The 21,234-nt window shown below is 41.3% G+C and carries 27 protein-coding genes, 1 tRNA gene and 1 pseudogene; 20 read left to right on the top strand and 9 right to left on the bottom strand.

Annotated elements, in window-relative coordinates; all coding sequences use genetic code 11:
• The first annotated feature begins 141 nt into the window (after positions 1–141).
• The 3 genes from IM500_RS05250 to IM500_RS05240 all read left to right on the top strand — a co-directional run bounded on the left by IM500_RS05250 (position 142) and on the right by IM500_RS05240 (position 3,258).
• Positions 142–714 (top strand): cell division protein SepF, encoded by a 573-nt coding sequence (locus IM500_RS05250; RefSeq protein ID WP_061432398.1) that lies wholly within the window; start codon positions 142–144, stop codon positions 712–714.
• Between the two features lie 132 nt (positions 715–846).
• Positions 847–1,659 (top strand): pyrroline-5-carboxylate reductase, encoded by an 813-nt coding sequence (gene proC, locus IM500_RS05245; protein ID WP_190720477.1) that lies wholly within the window; start codon positions 847–849, stop codon positions 1,657–1,659.
• 78 nt (positions 1,660–1,737) lie between these two features.
• The gene (locus IM500_RS05240; RefSeq protein WP_190720479.1) at positions 1,738–3,258 is read left to right on the top strand and encodes an ArnT family glycosyltransferase; all 1,521 of its coding nucleotides are present in this window, start codon (positions 1,738–1,740) and stop codon (positions 3,256–3,258) included.
• Positions 3,259–3,277: 19 nt separating this feature from the next.
• Here IM500_RS05240 and IM500_RS05235 read toward each other — a convergent pair whose 3' ends face one another.
• Positions 3,278–3,814, bottom strand: a complete 537-nt coding sequence (locus tag IM500_RS05235; RefSeq protein WP_002796310.1) for a metal-binding protein — start codon at positions 3,812–3,814, stop codon at positions 3,278–3,280.
• An 81-nt stretch (positions 3,815–3,895) separates the two neighbouring features.
• On the opposite strand from IM500_RS05235, the gene IM500_RS05230 reads away from it, so the two are divergent.
• From IM500_RS05230 to IM500_RS05220, 3 genes are all read left to right on the top strand, one after another.
• Positions 3,896–3,967: transfer RNA gene (locus IM500_RS05230), tRNA-Val, on the top strand.
• Positions 3,968–4,124: 157 nt separating this feature from the next.
• Entirely contained in the window at positions 4,125–4,472 is a 348-nt protein-coding gene (locus IM500_RS05225; RefSeq protein ID WP_190720481.1) for a YkgJ family cysteine cluster protein, read from the top strand.
• 189 nt (positions 4,473–4,661) lie between these two features.
• A complete protein-coding gene (locus IM500_RS05220) occupies positions 4,662–6,086 on the top strand; it encodes an AAA-like domain-containing protein (protein ID WP_190720482.1) in 1,425 nt (474 codons plus the stop codon).
• A 76-nt stretch (positions 6,087–6,162) separates the two neighbouring features.
• On the opposite strand, the gene IM500_RS05215 is transcribed toward IM500_RS05220, so the two are convergent.
• Positions 6,163–6,378, bottom strand: coding sequence for a hypothetical protein (locus IM500_RS05215; RefSeq protein WP_002800398.1), 216 nt, complete (start codon positions 6,376–6,378; stop codon positions 6,163–6,165).
• Positions 6,379–6,530: 152 nt separating this feature from the next.
• On the opposite strand from IM500_RS05215, the gene IM500_RS05210 reads away from it, so the two are divergent.
• The 10 genes from IM500_RS05210 (at position 6,531) to IM500_RS05165 (ending at position 12,377) form a co-directional block, all read left to right on the top strand.
• Positions 6,531–6,653 (top strand): hypothetical protein, encoded by a 123-nt coding sequence (locus IM500_RS05210; RefSeq protein ID WP_002800399.1) that lies wholly within the window; start codon positions 6,531–6,533, stop codon positions 6,651–6,653.
• 11 nt (positions 6,654–6,664) lie between these two features.
• Complete coding sequence (locus IM500_RS05205) at positions 6,665–6,985, top strand: hemolysin XhlA family protein (protein ID WP_002734355.1); 321 nt, start codon at positions 6,665–6,667, stop codon at positions 6,983–6,985.
• Positions 6,986–7,183: 198 nt separating this feature from the next.
• Complete coding sequence (locus IM500_RS05200) at positions 7,184–8,899, top strand: serine/threonine-protein kinase (protein WP_287737890.1); 1,716 nt, start codon at positions 7,184–7,186, stop codon at positions 8,897–8,899.
• A gap of 696 nt (positions 8,900–9,595) precedes the next feature.
• A complete protein-coding gene (locus tag IM500_RS05195; protein WP_002775262.1) occupies positions 9,596–9,988 on the top strand; it encodes a type II toxin-antitoxin system RelE/ParE family toxin in 393 nt (130 codons plus the stop codon).
• Complete coding sequence (locus IM500_RS05190) at positions 9,981–10,277, top strand: helix-turn-helix domain-containing protein (protein WP_002731911.1); 297 nt, start codon at positions 9,981–9,983, stop codon at positions 10,275–10,277. Before IM500_RS05195 ends, IM500_RS05190 begins: the two co-directional genes overlap by 8 nt.
• Positions 10,278–10,721: 444 nt before the next feature.
• On the top strand, positions 10,722–11,096 hold the full coding sequence (locus IM500_RS05185; protein ID WP_002734817.1) for a type II toxin-antitoxin system RelE/ParE family toxin: 375 nt from the start codon (positions 10,722–10,724) through the stop codon (positions 11,094–11,096).
• Entirely contained in the window at positions 11,093–11,398 is a 306-nt protein-coding gene (locus IM500_RS05180; RefSeq protein ID WP_002732780.1) for a helix-turn-helix domain-containing protein, read from the top strand. The genes IM500_RS05185 and IM500_RS05180 overlap by 4 nt, the downstream gene beginning before the upstream one ends.
• Before the next feature lie 50 nt (positions 11,399–11,448).
• Positions 11,449–11,652 carry a hypothetical protein gene (locus IM500_RS05175; RefSeq protein ID WP_190723717.1) on the top strand — a complete coding sequence of 68 codons (204 nt, stop codon included), beginning with the start codon at positions 11,449–11,451 and terminating at the stop codon, positions 11,650–11,652.
• A 109-nt stretch (positions 11,653–11,761) separates the two neighbouring features.
• Positions 11,762–11,998, top strand: a complete 237-nt coding sequence (vap15, locus tag IM500_RS05170; protein ID WP_061432407.1) for a type II toxin-antitoxin system VapB15 family antitoxin — start codon at positions 11,762–11,764, stop codon at positions 11,996–11,998.
• Positions 11,976–12,377 (top strand): putative toxin-antitoxin system toxin component, PIN family, encoded by a 402-nt coding sequence (locus IM500_RS05165; RefSeq protein ID WP_287737887.1) that lies wholly within the window; start codon positions 11,976–11,978, stop codon positions 12,375–12,377. The genes vap15 and IM500_RS05165 overlap by 23 nt, the downstream gene beginning before the upstream one ends.
• A gap of 93 nt (positions 12,378–12,470) precedes the next feature.
• Here the strand turns inward: IM500_RS05165 and IM500_RS05160 are convergent, their stop codons facing one another.
• Complete coding sequence (locus tag IM500_RS05160; RefSeq protein WP_147068706.1) at positions 12,471–12,728, bottom strand: hypothetical protein; 258 nt, start codon at positions 12,726–12,728, stop codon at positions 12,471–12,473.
• A gap of 331 nt (positions 12,729–13,059) precedes the next feature.
• Here IM500_RS05160 and IM500_RS05155 point away from each other — a divergent pair.
• Both IM500_RS05155 and IM500_RS05150 read left to right on the top strand, forming a co-directional pair.
• Positions 13,060–13,314, top strand: a pseudogene (locus IM500_RS05155) (zinc ribbon domain-containing protein); the annotation flags it as partial.
• 31 nt (positions 13,315–13,345) lie between these two features.
• Positions 13,346–13,579, top strand: a complete 234-nt coding sequence (locus IM500_RS05150) for a cupin domain-containing protein (protein WP_249267838.1) — start codon at positions 13,346–13,348, stop codon at positions 13,577–13,579.
• A 30-nt stretch (positions 13,580–13,609) separates the two neighbouring features.
• On the opposite strand, the gene IM500_RS05145 is transcribed toward IM500_RS05150, so the two are convergent.
• The 3 genes from IM500_RS05145 to IM500_RS05135 all read right to left on the bottom strand — a co-directional run bounded on the left by IM500_RS05145 (position 13,610) and on the right by IM500_RS05135 (position 16,945).
• Positions 13,610–14,530, bottom strand: coding sequence for a hypothetical protein (locus IM500_RS05145; protein WP_190723720.1), 921 nt, complete (start codon positions 14,528–14,530; stop codon positions 13,610–13,612).
• Between the two features lie 76 nt (positions 14,531–14,606).
• Entirely contained in the window at positions 14,607–15,410 is an 804-nt protein-coding gene (locus IM500_RS05140) for a type 1 glutamine amidotransferase (protein ID WP_190723714.1), read from the bottom strand.
• A gap of 197 nt (positions 15,411–15,607) precedes the next feature.
• Complete coding sequence (locus IM500_RS05135; RefSeq protein WP_190723713.1) at positions 15,608–16,945, bottom strand: Mur ligase family protein; 1,338 nt, start codon at positions 16,943–16,945, stop codon at positions 15,608–15,610.
• Positions 16,946–17,109: 164 nt separating this feature from the next.
• On the opposite strand from IM500_RS05135, the gene IM500_RS05130 reads away from it, so the two are divergent.
• Together IM500_RS05130 and lptC are read left to right on the top strand one after the other, a co-directional pair.
• On the top strand, positions 17,110–18,300 hold the full coding sequence (locus tag IM500_RS05130) for an HhoA/HhoB/HtrA family serine endopeptidase (RefSeq protein ID WP_147068702.1): 1,191 nt from the start codon (positions 17,110–17,112) through the stop codon (positions 18,298–18,300).
• A 76-nt stretch (positions 18,301–18,376) separates the two neighbouring features.
• Complete coding sequence (gene lptC / locus IM500_RS05125) at positions 18,377–19,525, top strand: LPS export ABC transporter periplasmic protein LptC (RefSeq protein ID WP_190723712.1); 1,149 nt, start codon at positions 18,377–18,379, stop codon at positions 19,523–19,525.
• 67 nt (positions 19,526–19,592) lie between these two features.
• Here the strand turns inward: lptC and nuoK are convergent, their stop codons facing one another.
• The 3 genes from nuoK to ndhI form a co-directional block, all read right to left on the bottom strand.
• Positions 19,593–19,898 (bottom strand): NADH-quinone oxidoreductase subunit NuoK, encoded by a 306-nt coding sequence (nuoK, locus tag IM500_RS05120; protein WP_197533180.1) that lies wholly within the window; start codon positions 19,896–19,898, stop codon positions 19,593–19,595.
• Positions 19,899–19,923: 25 nt separating this feature from the next.
• On the bottom strand, positions 19,924–20,520 hold the full coding sequence (locus IM500_RS05115) for an NADH-quinone oxidoreductase subunit J (RefSeq protein WP_002762100.1): 597 nt from the start codon (positions 20,518–20,520) through the stop codon (positions 19,924–19,926).
• A 140-nt stretch (positions 20,521–20,660) separates the two neighbouring features.
• Positions 20,661–21,233, bottom strand: coding sequence for an NAD(P)H-quinone oxidoreductase subunit I (gene ndhI / locus IM500_RS05110; RefSeq protein WP_002733194.1), 573 nt, complete (start codon positions 21,231–21,233; stop codon positions 20,661–20,663).
• Position 21,234 lies beyond the last annotated feature (1 nt).

The raw sequence follows: 21,234 nt of genomic DNA, 5'->3' as shown, positions 1-21,234 counted from the left end.
GCCTCCAGACGACTAGAATGACGAACCCTGAACAAAATAGTTCTCCTGTACTAAGTGAGAGCAAAAGTTGTTAAAGGCCACTAAAATAACCCCGACTCTAGCCAAGACCACCTAAAAAATCTTTTGAAGGACACTTCGACTGTGAACAACATTTTTACCAAACTCAAAGATTTTGTCGGCATCTCCGAACAACCAGAAGACGAAGACGAAACCGACTACGAAGAAATGAACTGGGAAAAGTCCTCCCCCCAAGATAGGGATCAAAACGAAGAAGAAGATCCCCTCAATCGTCGTCAACGCGAACCTTTAAATCTCAGTACAGCCACATCTATGGGACTCAACAGAAGCAACGTGATCGGTATGCCAGGTATCAACAACAATAATGCAGAAGTAGTCGTGATCGAGCCCCATTCCTTCGAGGAAATGCCCCAAGTTATCCAAACCCTGAGAGAACGCAAATCGGTGGTTTTAAACCTCAACGTCATGGATCCCGAAGAAGCACAAAGAGCCGTGGATTTTGTCGCCGGTGGCACTTACGCGATTGATGGTCATCAAGAACGCATCGGTGAGAGTATTTTCCTATTTACCCCCAGCTGCGTTAAAGTTAGCACCCTTTCCGGAACTATTCACGATATCACCGACAACCCGAAAATGGCTCGTCCCGTTTCCCCCGCAGCTGCTTGGGGAGCCGAAAGCAGTCGATTAGCTCAATGAATCCTCCCATAGTCCTCTCGTTAAGTTTGTCGAAGCTAAAAATCGATCGATTCTCGAGAGGATGCGTTTTTTTGGGGGTAAGACCTCTAAATCTGCCTTTTTTTCTGTTTACTTTTTACTTTAAATAATACTGTGTCTATTCGTTTAGGAATTATTGGCGGTGGAGTGATGGCCGAGGCCATTCTCAGCCGTTTATTAAAAAAAAATATTTATAGTCCCGAAACGGTGTTAGTCAGTGAACCCCAATCCCAACGGCGCAACTTTTGGGTTAATACCTACGGAGTACAAGTCAGTGAGGATAACCGGGAAGCCGCTAGAGCAACTGAGGTGTTAATCTTATCGATAAAACCGCAAATTTTAGAGCAAGTAGTGAATAGTTTGCTGGGAATACCCGAAAAACCCTTGATTATCTCGATTTTAGCAGGAGTTACCCTCAATCGCTTAGAAATGGGCTTTCCCGATCGCCCCGTCATCCGGACGATGCCTAATACCCCCGCCACGGTGGGACAAGGGGTTACAGCGATCGCACCCGGTCGTCATGCGGAACCGGAACATCTGGCCGTAGCCAGAGATATTTTTGCTGCGGTCGGTACGGTGGTGGAAGTTCCCGAAGCTTTGATGGACGCGGTAACGGGATTATCGGGATCGGGCCCGGCATTTGTGGCCTTGATGGTGGAAGCTTTAAGCGATGGTGGTGTGGCGGCCGGATTACCGCGAGCGATCGCGTCTCAATTGGCCCTAGAAACAGTTTTGGGGACGGCAACCCTATTAAAAGAATCGGCCATACATCCGGGTGAATTAAAGGATCGCGTCACTAGCCCCGGGGGAACGACGATTGCCGGGGTGAGACAATTAGAAAAAGGCTCTTTTCGATCGACTATTATCGAGGCAGTGGTGGCGGCCTATCATAGATCTAAAGATTTAGGGCGTAGTTCCGAAAAGTAATCTTGGTATCTTTTTTAACCCATAACTGATGTCTCAATCTGTGATAAGATACGCAGCAATTCTTGTCCAGAAAAAGTTATGAATAAGAAATCTTATCGTTTTGATTTAATGGCATTAATTGCCATTGCAGTTTTTTTCCTAGGAATTGTTTTCTGGAAAGTCCCGCTTCATTATCCCTATATCCTTAATTTTGATGAAGCGGTGGCCATGGTACTTGCCTACGTCACTAAACAAGGTTATCATCTCTACGAACAAGTTTGGCACGATCATTTATCGGGTTTATCTCTTTTACTAAATGGTTGGTTAAGCGTGACAGGATTTACTCTCTATGCCGCCCGCCTTATGGTGCTTTCTTTGTCCACAATTATGTTAGTAATTTTTTATCTAATTCTGAGAGTTAATTGCGGAATATTGGCCTCTTGTTTATCAGTATTCATTCTCTCAACCTGTCCAGTGTATATTAACCTGTCAACGACAATGTTGCGGGAATTACCCTCACTTTTTTTTACAATCTTAAGTATTTTTATTATCTTTAAAGCCCTTCAATTCACGGGTAAGCTTAAGTATGGGCTGTATTTACTCAGTGCCATTGCTTTCGTTTTTTCCCTGCAAATTAAACTTTCAGGCATTACTATTATCCCAACTGTAGCTTTAATTATTTTTCTTAATCAACAGAATAGTTTTATTAAAAGAATCATTGATATTGTTATTTGGTCAGTCGCTGTCGTTTTAGTCTTTGTCTTGGGTTCCCTGACTATTTTTCCTTTTTCCTACGCAAATATCATTAAATCTCATGTCAGTGTTGCCGCTAGTTTCGCTCAAGAAAATCTCACCTTATGGACTCTCTTGCAAAGCGCCCTAAAGTACGAACCAATTTATCTGATCGTCACAGTAATCGCTATTATAGCGATGGTTTTTACTCGCAATATAATACCACTTTTACCGCCGTTGGTCTGGTTAGGTTCTAATCTATTTAGATTTGCCACAGTTGCCCCAATTTGGCCTCATTATTATATCCACTTAATTATTCCCGCCGTTTGGATAATTGCCTTGTTTGTCGAACAGTTAAAAATTAGTGATAGTCTCGGGGAATTTAGGCAAAATCGAAAAATAACCCGGGAATTAGTTCTCAAAATGCTGATTTTTCTACCACTGTCTGGTCAATTTCTCTTTAATACCTTAAGAATAATCACCAATCGTGATCCCTCAATTAATGCCTATGTTCAATTTAATAAAAGGTATAAACCTCTTTTAGCAGAAGCTGTGTTTGAAAAATTTAAAAACTCCGATAAACTTCTGTTAACCGATAATCCTCACTATATATATCAATATTTCTTGAAAACACCCCCAGAAACTGCCGTCATCACCAGAAAGAGATTTATCAATCAGAATCTTGATGGGAATTTTATCCTAGAAGTTATCGAAAAAAGACAGCCCGATTTGGTTTTTCTCTATCGATTTGAAAAGGAATTTCTGCAATCACCAAAACTCAAGGATTATTTAGAGAAAAATTATATCCAGTTTCCCGACAAGCAAGAAAAAGGAACTCTCTTTATCAGTCCGAAAACTTGGCAAGAATATAAAAGTAAGGCTAATTAGAAATTGTGGACGCGGACTATTAACGTTTTTTCTTTTTTACCGGTTTTTGAGCCACTTTTCGAGAACGTTTGTAGGCCGATCCGATCCAATCACTACAACTATGACTCATCGCCCCTAATTCTAAACCCAGGAAAATAGCGATCGCTACCCGGGGATACTGTTGCCATAATGCGAGCGCTTGCTGCGGCCACAGTCGCCAATCCCAGTCTATACCCCAGAAACTTTGCAGGATCGGAATGATGACGATCGCCGCTAGTAAAAGAAAACTACCGAAGTAAAATAACCGAAAAATTGTGCCGATCAATAAACCGTGGGATAACCAACCGCGATGACGGATCATGGAACGGTAGGGTAGCCACAACCAGCGCAGATAACCCCAACGTTTGTATTGTACCGAGTGGATGTCAAGATCCGGTCCAAACAGAAATCCGCTAAACAAATAACTGGCCAACAGTAATAGGGTTAATTTACCACTGCCACTGACCAAAAAACTCGCCCCCGCAATCGGTGGCAGCAGAATTAGGGTAATGCGATCGTGAGTTCGACCAGAGGGCATCGGAAAAAAATTAACTCGCTCAAAAAAATAATATACTTTTTTGAAAATATATGTTATACTGAGAAAGTACGAAATTAATTCGGGCGTTTAGCTCAGTGGTAGAGCGCCTGCCTTACAAGCAGGATGCCGTAAGTTCGACCCTTACAACGCCCATTTTATTCGATCCTTGCCTCGTCAAGCTTTCACTCCCGATCGCCGGGTTAGATTAAAACTATTGAGGGGAATTGCTGCTGGAAGGCAAAATTGGGACTGATTGCTGGTAAGCTAGTCAGTAGGTACTAGGATTAATTCATCGTGGCACACCGGTTATATGGCCAATTGGAAATGTATTAAAAATTGTGGAGCTTGTTGTCAACTAAATCCCGATGAGCGTCCTGACTTAGAAGAATATCTGACTCCCGCACAATTAAGTCAATATCTCAGCATGGTGGGGGAAGAAGGTTGGTGTATACACTTTGATCGCCAAACCCGTCTCTGTACCATTTATGACCAGAGACCAGAATTTTGTCGTGTTCAACCCGATATTTTTGCCAAAATGTATCAAATTGCACCGGGAGAATTCGATCAATTTGCGATCGATTGTTGTCATGAACACATTGAGGATCTTTATGGGGAAGATAGCCTAGAAATGAATAGCTATCGTCAGCAAGTAGGCTAAGATTTACCCCTATCCCAGAAATAACTCAGACGGGGAAGAAAATAAGTGGTCTGGTTATTTTTCCTAGGTTCTCGATGGCTAAACCAGTAAAATTACGGAATTGATTGTTTTCCTGTTGAGGAGAAGTCTATAGGAAACTCAAAACCTCTAGGGGTGCAGAGTTTGAGTTCAGGACAGGGAAAAACTCTCATGGAAAAACCAGAAAAACAGCGCCGCAGACGCGGGGTTATCCTCACCTCCACGGGACTAGAAAAATTACTTACTGCCAAACAAGAAGCGGAGTATCGGGATAATCGCGGTCATCGTTTCACCCTAGAAGTCCTCAGCGAGAAAACTCTTTTAGGGGTAGATACTCTGATGAAGGTATTTGCTTGTGAATCGGGAGTGGATAAACAAACCCTGAAACATTGTTTTCAAGCTTTTAATTTAACTTTAGAAAATAGCGATTATTATCGTCCTAACCTACCAGAAACTAACACTATTAATCCTCAACTATTGCCTGAGTTACCAGAGGGACAAGTCCCCCTCAATTCCCCCTTTTATATCAACAGAAATAATCTAGAACAGACTTGTTATCAAGAGATATTGCGCGGGGGTAGTCTGATCCGGATTAATGCGGCCAGAAAAATGGGAAAAACTTCCCTGATGACTAGAATTATTAATCATGCACAACAACAGCAATACCATACCCTTTATTTCAGTTTTCGGTTAGCAGAAAGATCAATTTTTCAAGATTTAAATCACTGGCTGCGTTGGCTTTGTGTTAGTATTAGTCGCCAGTTAGATTTAGACAATCATCTCCCAGAGGATTGGGATGAATTCTTAGGTGGTAAAATTAACTGTAAAATCTATCTAGAAAAGCATATTCTCTCCCATCTCGATCGCCCTTTAGTGATTGCCTTTGATGATCTTGAATATCTTTTCCCCTATCCACAGCTAAGGGAAGAATTTTTTAGTATTCTCCACCTCTGGCACGAGGAAGGCAAAAACAAACCCCTCTGGCAAAAATTACGTTTAATTGTTGCCTATTCCCCTGCACAGGAGCTTGATAAAACCTCAGATACCTATCAATCTCCTTTCAGTCTTGGTTTACCGATCGAATTGCCTAATTTTACCAGCGCACAAGTACGAGAATTAAGTCAAAGACAGGGATTAGATCAGAATTTTGACTGCGAAAAATTACGGATATTTCTAGGGGGTAATCCCTATTTAATTCGTCTTGCTTGCTATCATATTGATCGGGGTAATTGTACCCTAGAAACCATTCTAGCTACTTCTATCGAGGAGGAAAGTAATATTTTTGCAGACCATCTTAAACGTTTACTTTCGCATCTACAATACTTAAAAGGCAATTTAGCGGCTATCTTTGCTAAGGTGGTGATGGCAGAAAAAGACATAGAAATTGATTTAATTGCCGCTTTTCACCTAGAAAGTCTCGGACTAATTCACCGACAAGGTAAGTTTTGCCGAGTCAGTTGTCCTCTCTACCGTCAATATTTTAGCGAATATTTCCGGCAACGTTCTGTTTTTTTGCCGCAAAAAACTTCTATCCTCGCCAAAAAAATTACGCTTGCTCGCTTTGATACTTCCGAAAAAAGTCGCTATGCTATGTAATTTATAGTCCGTTAGGCGCTCGGCTAACACAGGCTAGGAGTGCTAAAGTTATCACCATAAACATCCTCAAGGAAAATCAACTCGGTGCGGACAATCCTGCTGCAATCTCTTCTTTGGCTTTTTGGGCTGCTGCGACTAGATTATTCTTCGTCTGTTTAAACGACTGATCCCATCGTTTTTCTTCTTCAATTTCTGCAATATAAGCTCGAACGTACTCTACTAACTGCTCTTGAAGCTCATCAGGCAGAGACTCAACCATCTTGATGATCGTGGTAATAGCAGGAGAGGGCATGGTATCTATCAGCGTAGTAGGTTTTCTCTATTCTACAACGTCCACCGCAAACCCAAAATGATATGATCTTTGTTTCCTCTGTGTCTGGAGTGGTTTTTATTAATGAGCCTTGCTCAAAACCCAACAATTCATAATTGAAGAGCGAGGTATTTATGGGTAAAGAAGAAGAAATACTTGAACAATGGCGAGAACTGACACTGGAAAAGCAACAAAAAGTTTTACAATTTGTTCAAACACTGAAATCTAAGTCAGAAACAACAGCACCAATTAATTAGGAGTCTAACCCATGAGCGGCCCCACCATCGAAACCGATTTAGGAAAAATCCTAGACCAGATTAATCAGAATCTTAAAGAGACCAATCAGAAGCTAGACGCGCTCCAGAAAGATGTCACAGAGATCAGGATTGTTCAAGTCAGATTCGAGGCCGAAGTCAAGGGAGACCTCAAGGCATTACAGGGAGAATTCAACACCTTACAAGGTGATTTAAAAGAGATTAAAGGCTCCCAGAAAGCCCAAATTTGGGCATTAATCACCATCTTGGCAACAGCAGTTATCGGAACTGTTATCCGCTTTGTCATCACTGTTCCCCCTGTTAGCAACCCCTAACTCCCACTGCCGCGGAACAGGCTTCTGGTTCCTGTTTGATATTCAGGTAGAATTAATGATAGAATTGGTGCGTTACGGCGGATTGTTAATTTTGGTTTTTTGACCGGATTTGTAACCGCCTAAGGGAGCCTACACATCTTCTCTCAATGAGATCATCAATTTTTTTTAGGTACTTAATCAAATTCCTCCAGATGATTTATGAGTATCCTCTACTGTCTCAATCCCGAATGTTCCCATCCTCAAAATCCGACTCATTATAGCTATTGTCAAGGATGTGGCGGAAATTTAAGCCAAACTAGCCAATCATATTCTTTTCATAGCCGTTATCTCATTGTCGGAGTATTAGGCGAAGGCGCATTCGGTAGAACTTATCAAGCTAAGGACTTGAATTTTAATCAAAAACCCCGGGTTATTAAAAAATTTATCGCTCAAATGCAGGGAGCTGCTCTGGAGAAGTCTAAGGAGTTATTTCAAAGAGAAGCGGAAAAATTAGACGAATTAAAATACGAACAAATCCCCACCGTTTATGATTACTTCTCTCAGGGGAACTCCCTCTATTTAGTGCAGGAGTTTATTGAAGGAGAAACCCTGCTTCAAGAGTATCAAAGAGAAGGAAGATTTAGTGAACAGAAAATCAAGGAAATATTACAGCAATTATTACCAGTCCTTGTCTATCTCCATTCTAAAGGATTGATCCATCGTGACATCAAACCGGATAATCTGATGCGTCGTCGGAGTGACGGTAAATTGATGTTAATTGATTTTGGGGGAATTAAAGAGCAAACCTCCCAAATGGGGACAGGTTTATATACTCCGGGTTATGCTGCTTATGAACATATCATGGGCAGTGCAGTCGCCGCTAGTGATTTATATAGTTTAGCCGCTACCTGTGTCCGTTTATTAACAGGATGTTTCCCCCAAAGTAACAGTAATTTGCCTGATTCGGTCTATGATGTGAATCAGCGGCGATGGTTATGGCAATCGGTATTAAAATCGCAAAAAAGATCAATTAGTGATTTTTTAGCGAATCTCCTCAACAAGATGTTAGAAGATAAGTCTAGTCAGCGCTATCAATCAGCTTCAGAAGTTCTGACAGTGTTGAATAATCCTCCCTCAAGTAGATCTGTAGTACAACCTCCCCCCGTTTCACCTCCTCCTCAGAGAAAAATTAAGAATCCATCAGGAATAACTAGACGTAAATGGCTATATAACGGCATTGGGATGATTGTATTTGGGGGGGTGATCGGACTAGCAATTTACAGTATAGGCAATTATAATTTAGGAGATAATCAAGGGGCGATTGCGGATCAAAATCAAGCGATCAAACTCAATTCTGACGATGCTGTAGCCTACTATAATAATGGAGTTGCTAAGTATAAATTAGGAGATAATCAAGGGGCTATCACGGACTTTAATCAAGCAATTCAAATCAATCCTGACTATGCTAATGCCCACTATGATCGCGGAAGTGCTAAGTCTAATTTAGGAGATAAACTAGGAGCGATTGCAGACTACAATCAAGCGATTAAACTCAATCCTGATGATGCTGATGTCTACAATAATCGCGGATGGGCTAAGTATAATTTAGGAGATAAACAAGGGGCGATCAAGGACTACAATCAAGCCATTAAACTCAATCCCGACTTTGCTTTTCCCTACAATAATCGCGGATGGGCTAAGTATAATTTAGGAGATAAGCAAGGCGCGATTGCCGACTACAATCAAGCAATTAAACTCAATCCTGACTTTGCTGTTCCCTACTATAATCGCGGTTTAATATACAAAGAATTAAATGACAATGAAAAGGCAATTAAGGATTTTCGCCAAGCATCCCAACTTCATCGACAACAAAATAATCAAACTTGGTATCAAAACTCTCTGGATAGACTAAAAGAATTAGGTGTTTCCAATTAAATTCTTGTAGGGAGTTAACACCGTTAAGTAGCTTGTAGGGTGTGTTAGGCGCATATTTAAAGGAGATTTGTTATAATTAAATTATGATTGCGCCGTAACGCACCATCTTAAGAAAATTGGTGCGTTACGCTATCACTAACGCACCCTACTGGACTGTTTCAGCTAATTTGGTGTATTAGAAAAATGCTATAAATTCTATAATCTAAGACTTTAAGCCGAAATCTATTGCCCTATTTTAGTTGAAACAGTCCACTACAAGAGCCGCTACTGTGTCTGGAGTGGTTTTTATTATGATTATTTAACTGCTACCGCATATCCCCCCGTAGCAATCTCTCCCTAGTAACAGGTTTCTAGTTCCTGTTTGATATTCAGGCAGAATGAATGATATAATCGGTGCGTGGGGCGTGGCTCTCTCGTTTAAAAGCTTGTTACCTGTAGAATATAACGATCTCAGGTTTTTTGTCAAGTCTAATTTGAGGGATTTTGCTCATGTAAACATCAGCTTTTGGGGAACTCGATACTTAACGATGTTGATGTCTATTATCGCGGAATTTCTAAGTTTAATTTAGGGGATAAACAAGGGGCGATCGCATAATTCTTTTCAACGAGGTTATGAGCTATCCAGCAATTCGATACCCATTACCATCACCTGATTACATTTATTGATTTTTCATCGCATACTATTTCAAAAGAAACGTGCCAAAGACAAAAATCATCTTTTATCAAGAAGCAGAAGGCATCTCACCCGTTGTTGAGTGGCTTCAGAAATTACTCAAAACTGATAAAAAAGGATTTGCCAAATGTATAACCAAAATCGAACAACTTGCCGCACAAGGTCATGAACTGCGCCGCCCTGCTGCCGATTATCTCAGAAATGATATCTGGGAGCTTAGAGCCAAACAGGGAACCATACAATATCGAATCCTCTATTTTTATCATGGTCAAAATATAGCAATTATTGGTCATGCTCTTATCAAAAAAACTTCCGCCGTTCCCTCACAAGACATCGAGAGAATTATCCAAAGAAAAGCACAATTTAAACAAAATCCAGAACTTCATACTTATCAAGGAGAAATAAACAATGCCTAAAACCACAGATGCCGTAAAAATCATTCACCAAATGATTGCAGACGATCCCACAATCAAAGAACAAATTGCCCTAGAATCCCTCAACTCAGAAATCGCACAATTGATTTATGACGCTCGTATGAATGCTGGATTAACTCAACAACAACTAGCCGACCTAATCCATGTTGAGCAATCCGTTATTGAAGATCTAGAAGACGCTGACTATCAAGACAATCCCCTAATAATGCTACAAAAAATTGCCACTGCCCTTAATCAACGAGTCAAAATGAGCCTTGTTAGTAGCTTGTAGGGTGCGTGTTTGCGCGTATTTAAAGGAGATTTGTTAATAATTAAACTATTACCGCGCCGTAACGCACCATCTTAAGAAAATTGGTGTGTTACGCTATCACTAACGCACCCGACAAGAGCCGCCACTGTGTCCTCTGTGTCCTCTGTGGTTTTTATTATGATTATTTAACTGCTACCGAATATCCCCCCCGCAGTAATCTCTCCCTAGTAACAGGTTTCTAGTTCCTGTTTGATATTCAGGTAGAATGAATGATATAATTGGTGCGTGGGGCGTGGCTCTCTCGTTTAAAAGCTTGTTACCTGTAGAATATAACGATCTCAGGTTTTTTGTCAAGTCTAATTTGAGGGGTTTTGCTCATGTAAACATCAGCTTTTGGGGAACTCGATACTTGACACTATTTAATTTATCATTTGTTAGAAAACTCACATATATAAAAGCTTTAATATGCCAAAAATACAACTTATTTTTTACCAAGATGAAAGAGGTAATATACCAATTATAGAATGGCTTGATAGTCTTCCTGGCAAAGCTCAAAACAAATGCTTTATCAAATTACAAAGACTGGCAGAACTAGGATATGAATTACGCAGACCAGAAGCAGACTTTTTGCGGGACAAAATTTATGAATTGAGAGTTAATTTTAAAGGAATAAATTATAGAATTCTTTATTTCTTTTATAAAAACAAAGCTGTGGTCATTTCTCATGGTATAATTAAAGAAAAAGAAGTTCTACCACTGGAAATCGAGCAAGCAATTAAAAACAAAGCTAAATTTGAAAAAAATCCCGAATTACACACCTATTTTCAGGAGTTGATATGAATACACACCAAACGACAGCCGATGGCTTACAAATTCTTTACCAACGTTATTATGCTAATAATCCAGAACGTCAATTAGAATTAGAAAAGGCTCGTATTGATGACGAAGTAGCCAGAAAAATATTTAAGATTAAGGAAACACATCATCTTTCAACAAAAGCTTTAGCAGAATTAATTAATACTGATGAATCTATTATTGAAGCCTTAGAAAATGCTGACTATGAAGGAAACTCTTTTTTGTTGCTAAATCTCATCGCTACAGCCCTAAAAATAAAGGTTAAATTTGAATTAGTTTCAGCCTAATTGTTTCAGTAATTTGCTACAATGAGAATAAGCTGTCGCGCATTTAAACAATGACAATGATAAACCTAGAAACAATTGAAGAAGATATTGCGTCTCTTCCCCTCGACGCACAACAGACTATTCTTGAACTTGTAGATATTCTCAAAAAACGATATTCTCCCAACCCACAGGAAATGAAAGAGCAGCGAACAGAAGATTGGTCTGATTTTATCGGTTGTATAGAGGCTGAACCAGACCTTTCTTTTGAATTATGAATTATGAATTATCAAAAAGAATAGAAGAAACAAATAGATATTCGGGAACGTTGTTTTGAGTATGCACTGCGAGCAATTAAACTTTATCAATAAACAATAATTTGAGAAAATGAACCAAAAAACTTACCAACTAACCTTAAACTTTGACCAGATTTTAGATTTGGTTAAACAACTCCCAGAAAGTGACAAAATAAAACTCAGTAAAGAACTCGAAAAAGAAACTTTAAATCACAAATTAACCCAACTTTTAGAAACCTTTAAAACTGATGAGCTTTCCCTAGAGACAATTACCGAAGAAGTGGAGGAAGTTAGGGCTGAAATTTATGGACAACAAGCCACCGATTAAAGTTATTATTGATACTAACCTTTGGATTAGCTTTCTTATTGGTAAACAGTTAGCCAAAACTCTTGTGCCGATTTTTTCTCCACAGCTACTTAATGAGATTAACCTTGTTACCAAAAGACCAAAATTACAAAAGCATTTTCCCAAAAGTAAAGTTCAAGAATTACTTGAACTTTTAAGCATAATTGGGTTATGTATTGAGACTAAATCAAAAATTAATATCTGTAGAGATGCTAAAGATAACTACCTTTTAGCCTTAGCCAAAGATAGTCAAGCTGACTTTTTAATTACAGGCGATCAACATTTATTAATTTTGCAACAATTTGGAATAACTAAAATTGTTACTTATCAACAATTTTTAGTAATCTGTAGATTGGGTTGAGGAACGAAACCCAACTCAATTATTTAAAAGTGTTGGGTTTCACTATCGTTCAACCCAACCTACGATAATACTTTATTGATGATCGCTGTCAATTTAATTGATGCCCGTAATATGTTGTAAAATCGTATCTAATTTTTGGTTAATCTCATCACGAAACTCTTCAAAATTCGATTGAAGCCGATCAACTTTATCTTCAAGATGATCAATTTCCTCATAGACTCGATCAAAACTCCGGTTTAGCTCTCTTCCTGTCACTTGGGTATCTTCCAGACGCTCCAGGCGCCGATTAAGACTCCTCAATTGACGCTCCACTTCATAATTTTTATCGTTCGGTTCCTGACCTTGTGCCATAGGGAAAATCGTTGAGTGAGAATGTCTTAACTCAATTATATGTTAACCATTGACTAAATAAAGGATTCTACTTCTCTTAAATCAGCTTGTAGGGTGCGTGTTTGCGCGTATTTAAAGGAAATTTGTTAATAATTAAATTATTATCGCGCCGTAACGCACCATCTTAAGAAAATGGGTGCGTTACGCTATCACTAACGCACCCTACTGGACTGTTTCAGCTAATTTGGTGTATTAGAAAAATGCTATAAATTCTATAATCTAAGACTTTAAGCCGAAATCTATTGCCCTATTTTAACTGAAACAGTCCACTACAAGATAGGCGATTGCACTTACTCATCAATGCCCCAATTGTAAAACAATCTTAGATAGGGATCATAATGCAGCAATAAATATTCTTAAAAAAGGGTGGCAATATTTGGGAAATCATCTCAACGGTACTGTTGGGCAAACAGAAACCGACCCAAACGCCTTGGGAGAGTCCGGCCTCTGGGGTTTCAGTGGAGACATTGAGAATCTAAGCTGTCTCGTTGAACAAGGAATTTACGATAGTGATAGGTCAAGAATCCCCCGTCACAGCCTAGCTTGACGGTGGGAGTATGTCAATAAGTCGCACATCTGTGCTTCCCACACGATTAACTTGGTTTCAGACAAACTTTACTGGAATTTGGTTTGGCTGTTTCGAGTCTGACCATGAAATCCAGGATCATCCAGTAACAATGCTGACTCGATTCTATCCCGGTGGTTTTTTCCCGCTGCATGGACATCCCGGTGGTGAAGAGATTTTGGTGCTTGAAGGCAATTTTGTAGATGAAACAGGGGTCGGACGTAGAGCCAAAAAAGACAGGCATTGAGCCTGTCTAAAAAACAAAACAAATTCCCTATCAGCTGACCACAAATAAGGAGTTTTTTGCGTCAAATTTCCAAGCAATACCATCGGGATCTCTGATGCGACTCCAATCGGCAAATTCTGCTTCCGATTTATTTTTTTTGTTTCTACCCAAAACGGCTGGGGTAACTCCTAAACGTTTAGCCAAATCCGCCAAACTCATCGATGAGATGGTTTCAGATACAGTGGCTAGAGATTCTTCCCTAACTTCTGATTCTGATTGGGATAAAGAACTGTCAGGACTGTTCAAACTAGGATTAATTATCTCCTCCGGTTCTTGAATTACCGTTTCTTGAACAGCGATCGCTGCGGTATTTTCTTCCTCTTTTTCCTCAAATAATTTACCTAAATTAGTCAGAGGTTGGGAGGAGGAAATAACAGGAACCTCCGGGACGGAATTTTCGCTTTTCTCGGCGACAATCAGGGGGGATTTAGTCTCCTGCGATTGCTCTAAATTGGTCCGAGGGAATCTCGATGCAGTAATCGCAGGAATTTGTTTTTCCCCTATTTGTTCTAAAGAGGGGTCACTCTCATCAAAAATACTACCCAAGGTACTGGCGGTGATAAAGTAATAGGCCATACCCTGATCGCCTACAGCTTTTTTTTGCGCCCCAAATTCCTCAGCTTTTTTGTCTAAAAATTGTCTGGCTAATTTGGCCGTGAGATTGGCTTTTGCCGATAGGTCAATCGGGGTGAGACAACCTTGATTGTCCTGTAAAAGTTGATTGAAATAGGGGTTAATCACCGTCGATAATTTTGACCAGCGATAGTCTTGCCACACCTTGACTGCCAGAGTTAAGAAGAAGACAAGTAGGATCAATGGCCAAGCGGTAAAAACAAGGATGATTAGCACCGCTAGGGGAATGATGAGGACGAGAAACCCCGCCGTTTGACGATCGATAATTTTTCCAGTCATAATTTCATAAGCTGCCACAATTAAAATTCTTAATGGCTAGTTTGACTATCTCCTGCCATAAGTGTATATGACCAGTTTAGGCTTTATTGGTCACGCCGGTTAGTTCTAGTCGTTCAAACATGGCAAATCTTGCTTTCAGGGCCAGAGAATCATCAAGTTTTGTTAAAAAAACGGGTTTTTGATACTTTTGTTCTAAAGCTTTTCTGATTAACCAATCGGCTAAAAAGGGATTTTTGGGTAGTAGGGGACCGTGGGCATAGGTAGCGATCGCATTGTGGTAAAATGCCCCTTCATAACCGTCCTCTCCGTTATTTCCGTAACCGGTAATCACCTTTCCTAAGGGAGAAACGGTTTGTAAATAGGTACGACCCCCGTGATTTTCAAAACCAATTACTAGCGGTTTTTCCCCAGTCATAGCTTTAATTTCCTCCGCTAAGGGGGAGGCAGTAATTTCAAAAACCACGTTACCGATACAGCGTTTTGCATTGGGGCCGGGATGTTTACTTACTAGGTCTAATAATCCTAATCCCTCGATTCTTTGACCGAAAGCTGGTTCGTAATAATGTCCTAATAATTGTGGGGAACCACAGGTAAAAACTCCCGGTATTCCTGCCGATAATTGTTCTTTCATCGCCGCTGCTTTTCTCCCCTGTAAATCCCGCATAACGATCTCCTGCTGCCGATCCTGCGCCCCACCCCCAACAATTATATCTACTTGATAAAATGTCTCGGCTTCTGTTTGAGCATCTAGGGGAATAATTGTCACAGGAATATCACGCCATTGACATCTTCTTTGAATAGTAATAACATTACCTCGATCGCCGTAGGTACTCATTAAGGTCGGATACAACCAGCCGATTTTTAGTTCTATTTCTTGCATAATTTTTAATCAGGAGACAGGAGACAGGAGACAGGAGACTCCGAGACAGGAGACTCCGAGACAGGAGACAGGAGACGGACTGCATCTCAAGTTTGTAGAAATATCAAAAATTATTACAAATATCTGAACAACTGCGTGTAAGCATCTCACAAAAAAAGCTAATGTAAGCTTGCGCTTATGTCCCCCTTTTCTAATTTCTACAAAATCTTTCGTCCCGTGAGAATCTCTCGTACTTCTAACATAGCAGAATAGGTGGGTAAAATATGTAAAGTTTCCTCATTTTTGGTGTTATTAAGGGCAATTTGGAGCGCTTTTTTTAGCTCGGATTCAACAATTAAATTAACGGGATAAGCGAGACTATCCTGACTATATTGTAAGCGTAAAGCCATGTCATAAAGTCGATCGCCCGTTACTACTAAAGTTGTTCCCAAACGGGTTAATTTTTCCGTATCCACATCCCAAATCCAAGAAACATCCGTACCGTCGGGGATGCGATCATTGAGAACTAAGAGAGTAGTAGAAGACTTTTCTTTCTGTAAAATATCAGCCACTGCGCGAATTGTTTCATTCATACCCACAGGATTTTTAGACAGTAAAATTCTAACTTTTTTACCCTCAATTTCTAATTCTTCCGCTCGACCAAAAGCCGCTTTAAAACCCTGAACTGTCTCAAAAATTTCTCGATCTTTAATCCCTAATTCCTGGGCTACTAAACCCGCCGCTAAAGTATTATATTTATTATAAACACCGATTAAAATCTGCGGCCAATCGTGACTATGAAAAGCAGGACTACTCTTTTTAAAGCCGCAACTAGGACAACTAAAATCCCCTAAATGGGAGAGATAAACCCCACGATAATCCAAAGAAGCGCCACACTTAGGACAGTAAATAGAATCCACAGCGTGGGGAATTTCTTCTAGATATAATTCCGGCTCACTTAAGCCAAAATATACAACTCTTTGGGGCAGTTGTTGACCCAAATGGGAAAGGGTCGGATCATCAGCATTGAGAATCACTAAAGTATCGGTGGGTAGGGGAGATATGGCCCCTTGCCAACGGCGACTAATCGTATCCACTTCCCCATAGCGATCGAGTTGATCGCGAAACAAATTGAGAGCTAAAATAGCGCGAGGACGACAATCTTTTAAAACCAAAGGGAGAATATTTTCATCCACTTCTAAAATGGCATAATCAGCCTTTAAAGTGCCGAATAAATTGGCATCGGCCAATAAAGCAGTGATTAAACCATTAATTAAATTCGCCCCAGTGGTATTATGGGTGACTTTTGCCCCTTGACGCTCTAGAATAGTTCTTAGGAGTAGGGAAGTGGTAGTTTTTCCATTCGTGCCAACCACCAAGATTACCCCCCCTCGGACTTGCCCACAGAGTAGCGGCAACAAACGGGGATGGAGACGACGGGCTATTTCCCCCGGCAAGACGCTGGCAGCCCCTAAACGGAGTCCTTTAACCACAGCAGTAACGGTTTTAGCCACCGCTACGGCTATCCCTAAACGGATGCGATCAAACAATTGCATGAACTGAGATTCTCATAGCTGTTTCGTGATTTTACCGCTAAAAGAAGACGGGTGAACGGGGTAAGTTCCCATTGATTCTTCCCTACCGACAAAAAAGACAGCCTATAATTGTAGGTAAGTTTGGCGCCGATTCCACCGCACACGACATTTTAGGGCTAGAGCTTATGGGTTTATTGACAAGATTGGGGATTTCACTGGGATTACTCGCCCTAGGCGGTACTGTGGGTGTGCTAGGAAATCAGTATTTAAGCAGAAAAGCGCCCCTAGAGGTAAATAAACCGCCGGCAATCCTCCCCGCTTCCCTCTCTCTCCCTGTTATTCCCCAAAACGACGGCAATGTTAATTTTATCGCCCAGGCCGTGCAGAAAGTCGGGCCGGCGGTGGTGCGGATTGACTCGGCCCGGGAAGTGGCCGACCAAATTCCCGAAGAATTTAAACAGCCCTTTTTTCGGCGCTTTTTTGGTAATGAAGTGCCGATTCCCAGGGAGCATTTGGAACGGGGAACCGGTTCCGGGTTTATTGTTAGTACAGATGGACTACTTTTAACTAATGCCCATGTGGTGGAAGGGACAACCCAAGTAAAAGTGACTTTGAAAAACGGTCAAACTCATCAAGGTAAAGTCCTGGGGGTTGACAATATGACCGATGTGGCCCTGGTGAAAATCGAGGCGAAAAATTTACCGACGGTGACTTTTGGCAAGGCCGAAACTTTAATCCCCGGGGAGTGGGCGATCGCTATTGGCAATCCCCTGGGCTTAGATAATACGGTGACAGTGGGCATTATTAGCGCCCTAGGACGCACTAGCAGCGAAGTGGGGGTTCCCGATAAACGGGTTCGTTTTATTCAAACCGATGCCGCTATTAACCCCGGCAATTCCGGCGGCCCGTTGCTAAACGCCAAGGGGGAAGTTATCGGCATTAATACGGCAATTCGGGCCGATGCCCAGGGTTTAGGGTTTGCTATTCCCATCGAAACCGCCCAAAAAGTGGCGGGACAGCTATCTAGCAAGGGTAAAGCGGAACATCCCTACATCGGTATCCACATGGTGACGCTAAACCCAGAATTACGGCAGCAATTGAACGAAACTAAAGAATTAAACTTTAATATTGACCAAAATGAAGGGGTAATCGTCCTGCGAGTGGTGGAAAATTCCCCCGCTCAAAAAGCCGGAATGCAAGCGGGTGATATCATCGAAACTGTGGCAGGAAACCCCGTTAAAACCGCCGCCGATGTGCAGCAAGGTGTAGAAACCAGTGCGATCGGTGGTAATCTGGAAATCGAGATTAACCGCAGGGGTAAACAACAAACTCTCACCGTTCAACCGGGGGTTTTTCCCAGCAAAACTAGCGAGTGAACTACTTTCAACCGGTCAAGGGGCGACCCCTTACCCTACACTGGGAGGAGAGAAAATAGCAGCGGAGCGATCGAAATTGAGGCAGCGGTTACAATTAAAATTATCAATTGGGCGCGGGGCTGCCCTTCTAATCGGTTTGCTGGGATTAACAGCCTGTCAACCTCCCGATCCGCCGACAATTTCGCCGACAGAATCGCCTAAAATTGAAGAAACTGGCCGCCTAATTCTCAATAATGCCACCTTAGAACAGGCTAACCCCTCGGGACAACCCCTCTGGAAAATTCAAGTCAAAAAAGCTACCTACACCCAAGACCAAAAAATTGCCCGTCTGGAAAATATCAAGGGTAATATCTATCAAGATGGGAAAGTAGTTTTACAGGTTAGTGCTGACCGCGGTGAAGTTTACAAGGAAGGCCAGGAAATTCTCCTCAAAGATAATATTGTGGCTGTAGATCCCCGCAATAAAGCCATTATTAACGCTCCTGAATTGCGTTGGCTACCCAAGGAAGGTATTTTAATCTCCCCCAAAGGGATCAAAGGTAGTCATCTACAACTAGAAGCCAAGGCCCGCCAAGGACGCTACGACACGCGCCAAGAAAAACTAGAATTACAAGGTCAAGTGGTGGCTACCGCCAAGGAATCTCGTGTCGTCCTGCAAACCGAGCGCCTGTACTGGGAAATTCCGCAACAGGTCATTAGTACCGATCAAAAAGTCGCTTTTGATCGCTATATTAATAAAACTATTATCGATCGCCTTACTGCTATCGGTGGTCGTTGGGAAAGAAAAAATAATCAGGTTATCCTGCAAGAAAACCTCGAATATCGCTCTTTAGAACCACCTTTACAGATTTCTGGTTCTCAGGCAATTTGGAACTATCAAAATCGTACCTTAACTTCCGATCGCCCCACGGAAATTTTTCAATATCAAGATCAAATCACTATTACTGGTAATCGTGTGGTGGTGGAATTAGGCAATCGCATCGCTTATCTCAAGGACGGGGTTAAGGGAATTAATCAGAAAACTGGGGCGCAATTGTATAGTCAGATTTTAACTTGGAAAATGTCGGAAAAAATTGTCGAGGCCGAGGGGAATATTATCTATGAACAACAGGAACCAAAATTTAATCTCACTGGCGATAAAGCGATCGGAACTTTAGAAGATAATAACATTGTTGTTAGTAGTAGCTCCCCCGATCGAGTTGTCACCGAGATTTATCCCCGTTAACAGGGAAAATTAGCCAAAAAAAACTCTCCCCAAAAAAGGGAGAGAGGGGGGGTAAATATTTAAAACCTTACCATTTGAGCAGGTTAAACTGTTCCATATCGATCGTGTCGCGGTTACGATAGATAGTCAGGATAATCGCTAAACCCACGGCTGCCTCGGCTGCCGCTACGGTAATCACGAAAATAGTAAAAATTTGGCCTCGGATATTAGCGGGGTCAAGATAGTTGGAAAAACCCATTAAGTTAATGTTAACGGAATTGAGCATCAATTCGATCGACATTAAAACCCGGACGGCATTGCGACTGGTGACTAAACCGTAAATTCCGATACAAAACAAAGCCGCCGCTAATAACAAATAATACTCTAACTGAATCTGCATGATACCTCTTTCTTTTGTCCTATTTAGGGGCGGTTAATTCTCTAGGTCGTTCGGGTAATGTTAAAGCTGTGGCCGTAGGTTCTTCAGCTTTTAGGGTGGGGATAAGGTCACGACGAGCTAAAATAATTGCTCCGACCATGGCCATTAATAACAGCACGGAAGCTAATTCAAAGGGTAGCAGGAAATCACTAAAGAAATGCTTACCGATTTCTACTAAAGTATTAGTTACTACGGCGGGAGAAGTGCTAGAAATTGACCAAGGCGTGATTAAAACCATGGTCGATAACAGCACAAATAAACCCACACAAACTAAAGCTGTAGATGCCCGACGAATCCAACGTTTAGGAATATCAGAAAAGTCCTCTTGCTTGTTAACAAGCATAATGGCAAAGAGAATTAAAACGTTAATTGCGCCCACATAAATTAGAATTTGTGCCGCCGCTACAAAATCAGCATTTAGTAAGAGATATAAACCGGAAATGCTGATAAAAACACCGCCCAATAAAAAGGCGGAATAAACGATATTAGATAATAGTACCACGCCTAAAGCGGTCCCGATTACCAGGGCTGCTAAAATGCCAAAAGATACTATTTGAACGCCCTCGGCTAAATTCACAGTAGTTCCATCTCCTTTTAGGTTTGAGAGTTATTAATTATTAGTTATCAGTCAGGGATTAGGTGATGGGGTGGTCACTGCGTGCGCGTTGCGGGGGGGATTGGGGAGAAAAAGCTGTCTCGGAGCCCCCTAACTGCTAATTAATCGGTAATTTCTTCCGGACGTTTACCAGCGCGTTGACTACCGGCGGGTAAATCGTGGGGTTCGATGACACCTTTAGGCAGATAACCTAATTCCCTCAGAGGTGTCACCATCGGGTCTTGGGTGACTTTGTAGGGTAAACGGCCTAGGGCGACGTTATCATAGTTTAATTCATGACGATCATAGGTCGCTAGTTCGTATTCTTCGGTCATGGACAAACAATTAGTCGGACAGTATTCCACACAATTACCGCAGAAAATGCAGACCCCAAAATCGATACTGTAGTGTTTGAGTTCTTTCTTTTTAATTTCCTTGTTAAAAGTCCAATCCACTACCGGTAAATTAATCGGACAAACTCGCACACAAACTTCACAAGCGATACATTTATCGAACTCAAAGTGAATTCTACCCCGATAACGTTCCGAGGGAATTAACTTTTCGTAGGGATATTGGACGGTAATCGGACGACGACGCATATGATCAAAGGTAACGGATAAACCTTCGCCGATGTATTTCGCCGCTTGAATGCTACCTTTGGCGTAATCGCTGACTTGTTTGAGGATGTTAAACATG

Origin of the sequence: Microcystis sp. M179S2, from assembly GCF_020245805.1 — a bacterium.
In the GTDB taxonomy this organism is placed as follows: domain Bacteria; phylum Cyanobacteriota; class Cyanobacteriia; order Cyanobacteriales; family Microcystaceae; genus Microcystis; species Microcystis aeruginosa.
This window is presented reverse-complemented; position numbering and strand designations above follow the sequence as displayed.

Excerpts from the sequence above, each read along its gene's own strand:
- IM500_RS05135 (WP_190723713.1), bottom strand. The coding sequence starts at position 16,945 with ATGCAATTGTTTGATCGCATCCGTTTAGGGATAGCCGTAGCGGTGGCT.
- IM500_RS05180 (WP_002732780.1), top strand. The coding sequence starts at position 11,093 with ATGAATACACACCAAACGACAGCCGATGGCTTACAAATTCTTTACCAA.
- IM500_RS05210 (WP_002800399.1), top strand. The coding sequence starts at position 6,531 with ATGGGTAAAGAAGAAGAAATACTTGAACAATGGCGAGAACTGACACTG.
- ndhI (WP_002733194.1), bottom strand. The coding sequence starts at position 21,233 with ATGTTTAACATCCTCAAACAAGTCAGCGATTACGCCAAAGGTAGCATT.
- IM500_RS05215 (WP_002800398.1), bottom strand. The coding sequence starts at position 6,378 with ATGCCCTCTCCTGCTATTACCACGATCATCAAGATGGTTGAGTCTCTG.
- vap15 (WP_061432407.1), top strand. The coding sequence starts at position 11,762 with ATGAACCAAAAAACTTACCAACTAACCTTAAACTTTGACCAGATTTTA.
- IM500_RS05225 (WP_190720481.1), top strand. The coding sequence starts at position 4,125 with ATGGCCAATTGGAAATGTATTAAAAATTGTGGAGCTTGTTGTCAACTA.
- IM500_RS05235 (WP_002796310.1), bottom strand. The coding sequence starts at position 3,814 with ATGCCCTCTGGTCGAACTCACGATCGCATTACCCTAATTCTGCTGCCA.
- IM500_RS05200 (WP_287737890.1), top strand. The coding sequence starts at position 7,184 with ATGAGTATCCTCTACTGTCTCAATCCCGAATGTTCCCATCCTCAAAAT.
- IM500_RS05160 (WP_147068706.1), bottom strand. The coding sequence starts at position 12,728 with ATGGCACAAGGTCAGGAACCGAACGATAAAAATTATGAAGTGGAGCGT.
- IM500_RS05175 (WP_190723717.1), top strand. The coding sequence starts at position 11,449 with ATGACAATGATAAACCTAGAAACAATTGAAGAAGATATTGCGTCTCTT.
- IM500_RS05140 (WP_190723714.1), bottom strand. The coding sequence starts at position 15,410 with ATGCAAGAAATAGAACTAAAAATCGGCTGGTTGTATCCGACCTTAATG.
- IM500_RS05205 (WP_002734355.1), top strand. The coding sequence starts at position 6,665 with ATGAGCGGCCCCACCATCGAAACCGATTTAGGAAAAATCCTAGACCAG.
- IM500_RS05145 (WP_190723720.1), bottom strand. The coding sequence starts at position 14,530 with ATGACTGGAAAAATTATCGATCGTCAAACGGCGGGGTTTCTCGTCCTC.
- IM500_RS05130 (WP_147068702.1), top strand. The coding sequence starts at position 17,110 with ATGGGTTTATTGACAAGATTGGGGATTTCACTGGGATTACTCGCCCTA.
- IM500_RS05240 (WP_190720479.1), top strand. The coding sequence starts at position 1,738 with ATGAATAAGAAATCTTATCGTTTTGATTTAATGGCATTAATTGCCATT.
- IM500_RS05190 (WP_002731911.1), top strand. The coding sequence starts at position 9,981 with ATGCCTAAAACCACAGATGCCGTAAAAATCATTCACCAAATGATTGCA.
- IM500_RS05220 (WP_190720482.1), top strand. The coding sequence starts at position 4,662 with ATGGAAAAACCAGAAAAACAGCGCCGCAGACGCGGGGTTATCCTCACC.
- IM500_RS05165 (WP_287737887.1), top strand. The coding sequence starts at position 11,976 with ATGGACAACAAGCCACCGATTAAAGTTATTATTGATACTAACCTTTGG.
- IM500_RS05185 (WP_002734817.1), top strand. The coding sequence starts at position 10,722 with ATGCCAAAAATACAACTTATTTTTTACCAAGATGAAAGAGGTAATATA.